Raw genomic sequence first — 12,043 nt, 5'->3', positions numbered from 1 at the left:
CATCAGATCGTCGCGGCTCATCCCGGGTTTGCGGGCGATGCTCGCGGGTATACCCACGATGTCGGAGTTCGCGGTCTCGAGCCATACCCTGTTCGTGCCGATGACACGAACATCGCTTTTCTCAATGGAGACGCTTCGAACATGTCGAGAGCCTTCTGCGGGATGCCTTCAACACATCCACAAGCACAACCTCATTGGCCAGGGCCTTATCCGCGATACGCTGTGCGCTCGTTGCTCCGACGTTGCCCGGCCCCGATCACCGCGATCTTCATGGTCATCTCCGGTGCTGATGGTGGGTATGTTACTTGGAGAATGCTCACGACGTGGCGCGACTTGCTGACCTTCTTGAAGGCCCAGTTGGGGCCTGCGTAGAGCGTATCATCGCCGCCGATATCAACGTTCTCGCCGGGGCGGAGCCGTGCCGCGCTGGCGGACGATGATGGAGCCTGCAGCGACGGTTTCGCCGCCGAAGCGCTTCACGCCCAGATACGCTGCACGCGTTGCCATCGCGGCCGTTATGGAACTGTCCTACACCTTTTTGTGTGCCATGACGCAAATCTACTTGCCGATGCTGAGAATTTCGATCTGAGAATAACCCCGACGATGTCCGCGCCGTACGCGATATCCCTTGCGGCGTTTCTTCTGAACACGATCACCTTGTCCATCTTGGCGTGTTCAAGGGTGGCTTCGACGACGCACCGCCTACGAGCGGGCGGCCGACGGAGACACTCTTTCATCGCCGAGCATGAGGACGCGGTCCAGGCGGATCTTCGTTCCGGGTTTTCATTGAGGGTGGGCAACGGCGATCTTATCTTTCGGTGCCACTTTGTATTGCTTTCCAGCGACTTCAAATGACGGCGAACATCGATGTATTCCTCTCATATAGGGAAATGTAAATGTACCAAATGATCGCAAAAAGTCAATAATTCCTTCCCCTAAAAGGTGACCATCTCCTCCCCGGTCCCCGGATGCCATCCACCCCATCCCCGGTACCCCGAAAACAGGCAAAAATCGCGGCATTGACCATACCAGGCCCTTGCCACCTCATTACCAGGAGTCGTCCCCGCCCACGGACGCACCTGGTCCATCGTCCCGATCTTCTTCCTCAGGAAGGCGTACAGCCGGGGGCGATGAACAGATAGCCACCGCGAACAACGCCCCGCCGATCAGACCACCACATAATGATACCGCTGGTAGACCGTGGCAATGATCAACAGGACACCCGTCACGAGCACAAAATGCCGCGAGGCAAGGCGGTAACGCAATCGCCATCCACATCAGCACCAGCGTCAAGGTGGTGTGCCCGCTGGGGAACACATCGCGCTGTGTCGCCGCCATCGCCGCCGCGCTGCTCACGCCCATGGGGATGGACTCCCAGTTCCTACGAACCAGTTGAAGCGCAGGGGTCAGCCAGAGCCCGGGGATCTCCGCGTCCAGCGAGTTGAAATCATGCAGGGTGTACCGCGGCCCCACGGCGGGCAATGCGAAATATCCCAGATACGACAGATAGAAACCGAACACGCACGTGAACATGAAGAAATGGAATTTGCTGCGCGGGTGCTTCTGTACAGCTCGCGCCCGACGATCAGGAACAGCAGGTAGAATAGCGCATACGCGATCATCAGGAGCTCGGCAGGATCACGGGATGGCTGAACTGCTCCAGCCACTGCGTCGGGTTCTACGCCGAACAACCACCGGTCCGCCACGATGAGCCAGTCGTCATAGTCGACCCCCGATGGATCGGCTTGATCATGTAGTACAGCTCTTTGAACGTCAGGAACACCAGCGGTGGCACGTACCAATCGTGGATCACCGCAAGGGCTTCCAAGTGCTGCTGCGGCGTTTCGCACCGAGCAGATGGATCGCCCTGATGATGGCGGAGTTCACGAGGACCATGATCCACCATCCCGGGATGTACCACAGCGGGGACGATGTTGATCACCGTCAGCAACGTGAAGAACGCGACGATCACCAATATCGGTGGAATGGAGGCCGTTCGCGGGCGTACGGAACTTCATGCCCCCTTCCCACCGTGCAGGGCCGTGCGGAGCCTCGTCGCCCAGCCGCGTACAAGTTCTTCCAGGCTCAGCTCTTCCGGTCAGCTTACCGTAAAGTCGAAACCTCGTCGCCGGAGGTTCCGCCTCCAGATGATACCGGAGCGAATTGCGAAGGGTCTTCCGCCGCTTGCCGAACACACCGCGCACCAGAGACCGGAAGAATTTCTCGTCCTTCAGGGGGAAGCGCGGCTCGGGGAGCGGCCGGAGGCGGACCAGGGTGGAGGTGACTTTCGGCTTCGGATAGAAGACCGTTGGCGGCACTTCGAACAGGATCTCCACATCGAAGAACAGCTGGAAGAAGTGATTCGAGAGGATCCCGTAGTCCTTCGTGCGCGGCACCGCCAACGGACGGTAGGCCACTTCACGCTGCATCAGCAGGGATGCTCTGAGTGATCGCGGCCTGGGTGCTCCAGGAGATGGAACAGGATCGGCGAGGGGATATTATACGGATATTGCTTACGATCTTGAGCTTCTTGCCCGCCCGCCCCGCCAGCTCCGGCTGTGGCCAGCTTCAGAACATCATTAAAGAGGATCTCCACCGGCTTCGCTTGCCAGCGCCTCCTGCATCCGGGCGATGACCCGCTCGTCCAGATCAACGATCACCAGCTTGCCCGGCCAGCGAGGCAAGCTCGAATGTCAAAGCCCTTCGCCTGGGCCGATCTCCAGGACTGTATCCGCTGACCGGGGGCCGAGAGCGGCCACGATCTTATGGGCGGTGTTCCGATCACGCAGGAAGTTCTGACTGAGGACGCGCGGGGGCGCAGAGGGGGACAGCGTTCACGACAACCCTTTCAACCGGTCCCGGTGGCACGGCAATCGCCCCCTTGAGGAGGCAAAATGAACTTGAAATATAGATAAGGGGGCGCGAATGTCAAGGCGGCCCCGGATCCCTGATTCTCCTATCAGAAAGCTGTACTTCATTTGGAATTAACCGTTCGGCACTGTCCGCATTAGCCCTATGACCACGACCCCAGACCAACCCACTGACCAGAACGCCCAGCCGACTGAAGGGCAGCAAACCGCAGCCCCAACAGCAGCAGCGCCAAGGCCAACACCAGCGGCCACCCTGCCAGCAACACCCAGCGGGAACCCGCAACAACCGCAGCGGGAACAGCGGGAACCACGAGAACCTCGAAACCCGCGCGACCAGCAACAGCAGCAGGGCTGGGCCGACATCAGCGTGGTCATCCCCTCTATAACGAGTGGGAGGATCCCCGAAGGAGCTCAACACGCAGCCTGTTCGGTGCTCGGCCGGATGAACATCCGCTACGAGATCGTACGTGGACGACGGCAGCACCGACCGCTCGTTCCAGGTGCTGCGCGACCTGAAACGGAACGACCGCCATCAAGGTCGTCCGCTTCCGCCGCAACTTCGGGAAGTCCGCCGCCCTGGCCGTCGGGTTCGACAAGTCCCAGGGGAACATCGTGATCACCATGGACGCGGACCCGCAGGATGATCCTGCCGAGATCCCGTCGATGAAGCGGCGTATCGAAGACGGCTTCGACCTCATCTCCGGATGGAAGAAGGTCCGCCACGACCCCATCACCAAGACCATCCTGCCCCAGTTCTTCAACAAGGTCACTGCAATGATGACCGGCGTGAAGATCCACGACATGAACTGCGGCCTCAAGGTCACTGCAAAGAGTGATCAAGACCGTGAAGGTGTACGGTGAACTCCACCGCTACACATCCCGGTGCTCGCCCATTGGGAAGGCTTCAAGGTCGGCGAGATGGTGGTGCAGCACCGCGCACGCAAGTACGGCAAAACGAAATTCGGCCTCGGCCGGTTCTGGGGCGGATTCCTGACCTGCTGACGGCGATCTTCACCACACGCTTCCTCCGCCGTCCGCTGCATCTCTTTCGCCCGTCGGCATCCTTTGCCATGCAGCTCGGCGGCGGCGTCGATGCCTGGATGATCATCCACCGCCTCCTGCTCGGCCCCGATGTGTATGCCCTCGGCAGCTTACTGATGTTCTTCGCGGCGACGATCCTGGTCGTGATCGGGGCAGTCCATCTCCTCGGCCTGCTCCGGAGAAATGATCAGCAAGACGCGGACCTCAGCGGAAGAGTATTCGATCCGCGAGTTCTCGCGGCAAGGGACGGTTCCTCCATGACACAACCCTGGGCCTCCATCGACGCATTGCGACGCGACTGCCGCTGGTTGCGCGGCGATCTCCCCTGCAAACCGCACAAGAAGACCGGGTGTCACTGCCAGGAGGCCGACGGCAGCGTCTGTGCGCAGTACGTCCCCCAGTCGGGCAATATCCTTATCATCAAGCTCGGCATCATCGGCGACGTCATCCGTACCACGCCGCTCCTCCGGAAATTCGAGTCCGTCCATCCCGCACACCGCATCTGGTGGCTCACCCTCACACCGCAGGTCGTGCCGTCGTCGGCGGTCGATGTGATCCTTCCGTTCACCCCGCAAACCATCGCAACGCTCAACGCGATGCATTTCGATTTCCTGGTGAACCTGGACAAGGACCGCGAGGCGTGCGCGCTCACCGCCACGATCAGCGCGGACGTGAAGAAGGGCTTCACGCTGGTGAACGGCAAGCCGGCACCGATCGATGCCGATGCAGAACAGAAATTCCTGACCGGCGTGTTCGATGACCTGAGCAAGCACAACACGCTGAGCTATCTCCAGGAGATCTTCGCGATCGCGGGGTTCACCTTCGGGCACGAAGAGTACATCATGGACAACCATGCGGACAAGGGGTTCGTGTGGAAGCTGCCGAAGAAGAAACCGATCATCGGCCTCAACACCGGCTGCGGCGGGCGCTGGGTGTCGCGGCTGTGGGACGAGAAGAACTGGGTCGCGCTCGCGAAGAAGCTCAAGAAAGCGGGCTACGAACCGCTGCTCCTCGGCGGTGAACAGGAACACGCCCGCAACACACGTATCGCCGCGAAGAGCGGCGCGCGCTACCCCGGCTACTTCCCGCTCAACCAGTTCATCAACCTGATGGACCAGTGCAACCTCGTGGTCTCGGCGGTCACGATGGCCATGCACATCGCTGTCGGCCTCCGCAAGCCGCTCGTGCTGTTCAACAGCACGTTCAACAAGAACGAGTTCGAGCTGTACGGCAGGGGCGAGATCCTCGAACCGGACTTCGACTAATTGCATGCAGTACCTGCGTGTCGACACCGTCTTCGAAAGCTGTCGAAGGATCCTCCCCACTTAGCCGTCCACCTCGCATGGCACAACAAAGATCGAAGACACGGCAGCGGCCACCGTCCGGCACCCCGTGGAGCCGTCGGACCTTCAGGCCGTCGGCTTAGCGTCATGACCGCCCTGTTCTTCTGAAGATCCTCATCGGGAACGCCTACCTGTGGGAGGACTTCGTGTATCAGTGGTACCCTTCAGGCAGTACGCCGCCACCGCACTCGCTGCGGGTGAATTCCCGCTCTGGAACCCGTACACCGTAGGCGGTATGCCGTTCTTCGCGGAGATCCAGACCGAAGTGCTTTACCTGCCGATGCTGGCGCTCACGCTGTTCGTGAAGAACGGACATCTGAACGTCTACTGGCTCGAGCTGGTGAACGTGCTGCATTACTTCCTGGCCGCATGCGGGATGTACCTCCTCGCACGCTCCTTCGCGCTCCGCCGGATGTCGGCGCTCATCGCCGGTACGGCCTTTGCCTTCTCCGGGTTCATGGTGACCCACGCGATCCATCAGGTGATCATCGGCGTCGCCGCATGGTATCCCCTCCTGCTCTTCATGATGCGCAAGGCACTCCAGGAGAAACGCTGGACCTGGGTCTTCGTCGGCCCGCTCACGCTCGGCCACAGTTTCTCCGCTTCTTCGCCGCAGATGTCCCTCTTCTACTTCTTCCTCGGCATCTACGTCGCCGTAGAGATCATCGCCACCGTGGGCGTGCGCGGACTCACCACGCGTCCCGGCCTGGTACTCATGGGCCGCGCGGCGACGCTCGTCGGCCTGTCGTTCGCGTTCATCATGGTGCAGTTGCTGCCGACGCAGGACCTCTCCGCACTCTCCCAGCGTGCCACCATCACGTATGAAAAGGGGTCCGAAGGTTCGCTCGGGTGGGGACAGCTCCTCACGCTCCTCGTGCCGAAGTTCTTCGGCGCCTCGGATGCGCACGGCTACAACTGGTGGGGTCCGGGAGCGTACTGGCAGTACTGGGAGACCAGCATCTCTTTCGGCGTCGCACCGCTACTGTTCGCGCTGTTCAGCCTCCGGTTCTTCCGGACGAACCGCCACGTCGCGTTCTTCGCATCCTTCGCGCTCTTTGCCCTCCTCTTCTCGCTGGGCAAGAACTTCTTCCTCCATGGACTCTTCTTCGATCTCATCCCGGGCTTTGCATCGTTCCGTAATCCCGGACGCATGGGCGTCTTCGTCGCGTTCGCCGGGTCGATGCTCGCCGGATTCGGGTTTGATGCGGTCCTGAAGGGACAGTTCACGGAGAAGGAAGGCAAGCGCTGGGTCACCACGATGGTGTGGATCAGTGGTGTGTGCGTTGCCATCGTCATCGCCGCGCTGCTCGGACTCTTCGACGGGCTCTTCCCGTTCCTTGCGCAACAGCAGCACACGTTCGTCCGGAGAGAACTCCGCGATCGCGCTGGTGACCATCATCCCGTCCTTCTTTGTCTTTTACGCGCTCATCCGGCGCAGCATGCCCGCCGGGATCCTCGGCATCCTCCTCGTGGCGATCACGTTCTTCGATCTGTACTACATAGGCGCAGAACAGAACACCGCGCCGCAGAACCCCGAGGAACATTTCGCGCAGGCCACGCCGCTGGTTGGCTTCCTCAAGTCGCAGAACGAACTCTTCCGTGTGAACACCCGCAACACCCAGGGGATGATCATGGACCGGAACCAGGGGCTCATGGACCGCGTGTTCACCATGGAAGGCTACGCCGCTCATGCTTAAGCGCGTAGCTCCCGGCTGACGGCGACCGCCGATAATTTCTATGACCTGCTGAACATCAAGTATTATCTCCAGACGGATTCTGTCCGCGGGACCATCGGACTGAAAGAACGTCCGGGATATCTGCAGCGCGCGTATCTCGTGTTCACCACCTCCGTTGCACGGAACGAAGAAGAGGTCCGCGCCCGCATGACGGCGCCGTCCTTCGATCCCCGCAAGGAAGCCGTCGTGGAGGACAGCACCTACACACCGATCTCGGTCAGTGCACCGGCATCGGGCTGGCAGGTGCGCATCACCGACCACCGCATCAACAGGATCGGCCTCACCGTGGAAACGCCGCAGGCCGGACTCCTCGTGCTGAGTGAAGCGTATTTCCCCGGCTGGCGGGCATCGATCGACGGTGCAGAGGCACCGGTGTACCGGACGAACTTCGTTTCCCGGGGGATCCCTGTTCCCGCCGGAACGCACACGGTGGACCTGGTCTTCGATCCCCCGTCGTTCAACCGCGGAGCGCTCATCAGTGTACTCACCCTCCTGGTGTGCTGCGGCGGCATCGCCGCCAGCCTCTGGAACGAGCGCCGCAGCCGGCAGCAGACCGAAACGGCAGGTGCATGATATGACCATCACCGTCCTGAGCACGGCGTTCCCCCTCCGCGGCGGCATCGCGCACTACGTCTCTCGCTGCTCGTAGCCGCTCTCCGCGCAAAGCACGACGTGTCGGTGCTGACGTTCAAACGCCAGTATCCGGCGTTCCTCTTCCCCGGCAAAACGCAGGAAGAGACCGGCGGCGAGGGACACGACACGCCGGCACCGCAGGTCATGGATTCGATCAATCCGTTCAACTGGATCAGCGTCGGGTTGCGGATCCGCCGCGAACGTCCGGACCTGATCATCTTCAAGTACTGGTTGCCGTTCTTCGGGCCGTGCTTCGGCACCATCGCCGCACTCGCCCGTTCCAACGGCCATACGCGTGTGCTGATCGTATGCGACAACGTGATCCCGCACGAGCGCCGGCCGGGCGACATCCTGTTCACACGGTACCTGCTCCGGTTCTCGGACCGCTTCATCGTGCAGTCGAAGATCGTGCTCAAAGACCTCCTCTCGCTCAAGCCGCAGGCGGTGTACAAGCTCGTGCCGCATCCGATCTACAGCGGGTTCGGTGACGCGATGGGCAAGGATGCCGCGCGGAAGCAGCTCGGCATCACGGAGAGCCGCGTCCTGCTGTTCTTCGGCTACATCCGTCGCTACAAGGGGCTGCACATCCTTCTCGAAGCGTTCGCAGCGATGCCGCAGGATGTGCCGACACGTTTGCTCGTGGTCGGCGAGTTCTACGGCGGCGAGGAAGAGTACCGCGCGAAGATCGATCAGCTCGGACTGCAGGACCGCATCACGCTGGTGGGCCGGTACGTCCCGAACGAAGAGATCCCGGTCTTCTTCTCCGCGGCCGACGCGGTCGTGCTGCCGTATCTCTCGGCGACACAGAGCGGCATTTCCCAGATCGCGTTCCATTTCGAGACGCCGCTCGTGATCACCGACGTGGGCGGACTCTCGGAGGCGGTGGAGGACGGCGTGCACGGGGTGCTCGTTGCCCCGAACGACCCCCCGGCTCTCACCGCCACGCTCAACGAATTCTACAGTAAAGGGCTGGGTCCGGCGTTCGCCGCGAACATGAAACGGGACAAGCACCGGTTCACGTGGGAAGCACTGGTCGATGGGATCGGTGACCTGATGGAGGGGCGGTAACATGAAGGTAACGGCATGTCTCATCTGCGGCAACAGCCGGTTCACGGCGCTCCCGTTCGGCTATGACCACGAAGGCCAGCGCCTGCAGGGCACAGTATGCCGTACGTGCGGGATCATCTTCCTCAACCCGCAGCTGTCGGACGAGCAGATCACGGCGCTCTACTCCAAAGAATACTTCGAAGGCGACTTCCGCTGCGGGCACACCGGCAGCCTGTTCGATGATGCCACGCTCGCCGACATCACGGACCTGCCTCTCGTCCGGCGCATCAAGGAGTTCCAGCAGGGCGGATCGATGCTGGATATCGGATGCGCCGGTGGCGCGTTCCTGAACTCCGCACGGGCCGCCGGCTTCACGGTGACGAGCGTGGAAATGTCGCCCGATGCCGCACAGCTCGCACGGACACGGTTCGGACTCGATGTGATCACCGGCGATGTGTTCGCCGGGAAGTTCGCGGATAGCACATTCGATGTGGTCTACCTGGGCGATGTCATCGAACACCTCCCCGACCCGCGCCGCACGTTCACCGAGATCAACCGCATCATGAAGCCCGGTGCGCTGCTCGTCATCGCCTGTCCCACGCAGACCAACACGCTGTTCTCGCGGCTGGGGTTCTCGGCGTACTCGCTCCTCGGCAAGAGCGTCACGGTGCACATGCCGCCCTATCATCTCTTCGAATACAGGCCCGGGAGCATGCGCGCGCTCATGGAGCGGACCGGATTCAGCATCGTACAGCTGGATGCCGGCGCGATACCGCCCGGGGAGATCGCCATGCGGGGGTCGTTCGCACAGAAGGCAGGCAAGAAACTGATGCAGTATCCGAATGCTCTCCTCACACGCCTCACCGGAAAATGGGGCGACCGTCTCAACGTGTTCGCGCGCAAGAATGGCTGACCCCGTCGTCACGGTCCTGATCGTCAACTGGAACGGCAGGGAGGTCACGCTCGACTGCCTCGCGTCGTTGCAGAAGGTGACCTATCCCGCCATGCGCATCCTGCTGGTGGACAACGGCTCGCACGATGATACGCTTCCTGCCGTCCGCGCGGCGTACCCCAACGTGAGCATCCTTGCCCTCGGCGAGAACAAGCGTTTCGCCGCCGGCAACAACCACGGCATGAAGGTGGCGCTCGATGAAGGCACCGACTTCGTCCTCCTTTTGAACAATGACACCACCGTTGCCCCCGACTTCATTACGCATCTGGTCGACCGTTTCAACGCCACCGAACGCTGCGGCATGGTGGCCCCCAAGATCTACTATTATACTCCCGGCGACACGATCTGGTTCGCCGGCGGGAATGTGTCGTTCTGGACCGGCACGATGAGTCACCGCGGCATCCGGGAGGTGGACCGCGGACAGTACGACGTGGCGGGCGAGACAGGCTATGCGACCGGCTGCTGCATCCTGGTGCCGGCGGACGTGATCAGGCGCGTGGGGATGCTGGATCACCGGTATTTCATGTACGGGGAGGATGCCGACTGGTCCCTCCGCGTGCAACGGGCGGGCTACCGCGTGATGTATGAACCGAAGTCGAAGGTGTGGCACAAGCTTTCCGTGAGCGCGGGCGGACATCTGTCGTCGTTCAAGCTCCGGAACAAGGCGATCAGCCAGTACCGCTTCTTCGCGCATCATGCCCGATGGTACCACTGGTTCACCTTCCCGTGGATGTCGATCCTCGTGAACGCGTTCGCGGCAGCACGCTACATCCTCGCGACGCGGTCCGCACGTCCCACGGATCAGCGCGCGCATTCCTAAACACCACAGCCCATGGAATTCGGGAAACATATCGGCAAGAGTCTCTGGGGGATGGCGGACAAGGCCCTGCCGGTGGTCTACGGGTTCGGGTACGTATTGCTGGTCATCCGTGTTCTCCCCGAAGAAGAGTTCGGGAATTTCGTCCTGCTCCAGGAGATCTTCCTGATACTCTCGGGGCTCGCCACCGCCGTCGCCCTTCAGCCCATGCTGAAATTCGCTTCCGAGGATACCGGCGATCCTGCGGGCATCATCGGTGCCGGCATGCTCCTGAACATCGTATTCATCGTCGTCTCCTCGCTCCTGGTCGTTCTCTTCCGCACACCGATGAGCGCCGTTCTGCGTTCGCCCGCACTCGCGCCATTGCTGTTGTATATCCCGGCCATGATGGTCGCATCGCTCATCCGGAACGTGGCGCTCATCCTGTTGCAGACGCGCTTCGGCATTGCCCGCATCTTCTGGGTGGACGCCGTGCATTTCCTCGGCGCACCGTTGCTGGTGTGGATCTATTCGCGGATGCATCTCTTCGACACCGCCGAAGATCTGATCATGATCAACATCCTTTCCCTGTCGGCGTCATCGCTGCTCGGACTGGCGTTGTCGTGGCGGCTGTTCCGGTGGCGGCTCCGCCCCACCCGGGACGAGATGCTGCGCATGTGGGAGTACGGGAAATACTCGCTCGGCGGGAACGCAAGCTATCTCGTCTATTCCCGCGCCGACACCTTCATCCTCTCCGCCTTCACCGGCCCGGCGCAGGTGGCGGTGTACAACTCCGCGAAGATCTTCACGCGCATCTTCGACATGGCAACGCAGATCATCCAGATGTTCATCCTCCCCGGAGTCTCGCTCCTGGCCTCGCGCGGTGAACGCTCCACCCTGAAGGTCGTCGTGGAGAAATCCACGCTCTTCTCCGCCGTGGGCATGGTGCCGGTGATGGTGGGCATGATCGTGTTTGCCGGGCCGATGATCGGACTCATCTACGGTGGCCGCTATCCGGAGGCGGTCCTGATCCTGCAGATCTTCGGCCTGATGTCGATCGCCGTGCCCGCGTTCGCGATCGGGTCCAATGTGCTCATGGGACTCGGTGAAGCGCGCGCGAGCTTCGTCCTGGGTGCCCAGATGCTGGCGGTTTCGCTTGCCGCATACTTCATCATCATCCCGTGGCTTGGCACCATCGGGGCCGCCATCGCCGTTGTCGTTGCATCGTATATCATGGCATGGATCGCCCTTGCACGGGTCCGGATGTACATCCCCTTCACCGTGCGCGAGGTCCTGGCCCGCCGGCACGACATCCGGGCATTCATCCTCCGCCGCCTGCAGAGCATCCGGGGATAGCGAACACTCACCGTATCCACTCCGACCTTTGCCTCAGGTGCATTTGGCGTAAAATCGGCGTAATTGCACGGGAAGTCTGTGAAGTTGCACATGAGTTCCGCGGAGTAGCACGCGAGATCCGTGAAGTTGCACATGAGGTCCACGGAGTAGCCCGTGAGTTCCGCTTCGTCCGATTGACTATCCCGGAACCCCGCCGTACATTGAAGAGGGGATGCTCCCTCCGGTATAGTATGACCCACCGTTCTTGCTTCCTTCCGATGTTCACAAAG

Annotated in this window: 12 protein-coding genes and 3 pseudogenes; 8 read left to right on the top strand and 7 right to left on the bottom strand. The window is 61.4% G+C overall.

Translation table 11 applies throughout. The features are described from left to right. From IPI01_16595 to IPI01_16565, 7 genes and pseudogenes are all read right to left on the bottom strand, one after another. Nucleotides 1–272 (bottom strand): annotated as a pseudogene (locus IPI01_16595) (malate dehydrogenase). Nucleotides 273–365: 93 nt separating this feature from the next. Beyond that, nucleotides 366–507 (bottom strand): annotated as a pseudogene (locus IPI01_16590) (50S ribosomal protein L27). A 51-nt stretch (nt 508–558) separates the two neighbouring features. After that, a pseudogene (locus tag IPI01_16585) lies at nt 559–660 on the bottom strand (bL21 family ribosomal protein). 387 nt (nt 661–1,047) lie between these two features. Then, entirely contained in the window at nt 1,048–1,521 is a 474-nt protein-coding gene (locus IPI01_16580) for a hypothetical protein (GenBank protein MBK7259384.1), read from the bottom strand. A gap of 157 nt (nt 1,522–1,678) precedes the next feature. Beyond that, the gene (locus IPI01_16575; GenBank protein ID MBK7259383.1) at nt 1,679–1,828 is read right to left on the bottom strand and encodes a hypothetical protein; all 150 of its coding nucleotides are present in this window, start codon (nt 1,826–1,828) and stop codon (nt 1,679–1,681) included. A gap of 55 nt (nt 1,829–1,883) precedes the next feature. Then, complete coding sequence (locus IPI01_16570) at nt 1,884–2,429, bottom strand: hypothetical protein (GenBank protein ID MBK7259382.1); 546 nt, start codon at nt 2,427–2,429, stop codon at nt 1,884–1,886. Nucleotides 2,430–2,693: 264 nt separating this feature from the next. Then, nucleotides 2,694–2,831: a hypothetical protein gene (locus IPI01_16565; GenBank protein MBK7259381.1), complete on the bottom strand. Its 138-nt coding sequence runs from the start codon at nt 2,829–2,831 to the stop codon at nt 2,694–2,696. A gap of 570 nt (nt 2,832–3,401) precedes the next feature. On the opposite strand from IPI01_16565, the gene IPI01_16560 reads away from it, so the two are divergent. The 8 genes from IPI01_16560 to IPI01_16525 all read left to right on the top strand — a co-directional run bounded on the left by IPI01_16560 (nt 3,402) and on the right by IPI01_16525 (nt 11,774). Continuing rightward, nucleotides 3,402–3,731, top strand: coding sequence for a glycosyltransferase (locus tag IPI01_16560; protein MBK7259380.1), 330 nt, complete (start codon nt 3,402–3,404; stop codon nt 3,729–3,731). A 209-nt stretch (nt 3,732–3,940) separates the two neighbouring features. After that, entirely contained in the window at nt 3,941–5,176 is a 1,236-nt protein-coding gene (locus tag IPI01_16555) for a glycosyltransferase family 9 protein (GenBank protein MBK7259379.1), read from the top strand. Between the two features lie 232 nt (nt 5,177–5,408). Then, a complete protein-coding gene (locus IPI01_16550) occupies nt 5,409–6,959 on the top strand; it encodes a hypothetical protein (protein ID MBK7259378.1) in 1,551 nt (516 codons plus the stop codon). A 130-nt stretch (nt 6,960–7,089) separates the two neighbouring features. Then, complete coding sequence (locus IPI01_16545; GenBank protein MBK7259377.1) at nt 7,090–7,563, top strand: YfhO family protein; 474 nt, start codon at nt 7,090–7,092, stop codon at nt 7,561–7,563. 105 nt (nt 7,564–7,668) lie between these two features. After that, nucleotides 7,669–8,691, top strand: a complete 1,023-nt coding sequence (locus tag IPI01_16540) for a glycosyltransferase (GenBank protein ID MBK7259376.1) — start codon at nt 7,669–7,671, stop codon at nt 8,689–8,691. A 1-nt stretch (nt 8,692) separates the two neighbouring features. Further along, the gene (locus IPI01_16535; GenBank protein MBK7259375.1) at nt 8,693–9,583 is read left to right on the top strand and encodes a class I SAM-dependent methyltransferase; all 891 of its coding nucleotides are present in this window, start codon (nt 8,693–8,695) and stop codon (nt 9,581–9,583) included. Beyond that, nucleotides 9,576–10,442, top strand: a complete 867-nt coding sequence (locus IPI01_16530) for a glycosyltransferase family 2 protein (GenBank protein ID MBK7259374.1) — start codon at nt 9,576–9,578, stop codon at nt 10,440–10,442. The genes IPI01_16535 and IPI01_16530 overlap by 8 nt, the downstream gene beginning before the upstream one ends. 12 nt (nt 10,443–10,454) lie before the next feature. Continuing rightward, entirely contained in the window at nt 10,455–11,774 is a 1,320-nt protein-coding gene (locus IPI01_16525) for an oligosaccharide flippase family protein (protein MBK7259373.1), read from the top strand. The last annotated feature ends 269 nt before the right edge of the window (nt 11,775–12,043 follow it).

The sequence above is a fragment of the Ignavibacteriota bacterium genome (assembly GCA_016707525.1).
In the GTDB taxonomy this organism is placed as follows: Bacteria; Bacteroidota; Ignavibacteria; order UBA10030; family UBA6906; genus JAGDMK01.
This window is presented reverse-complemented; position numbering and strand designations above follow the sequence as displayed.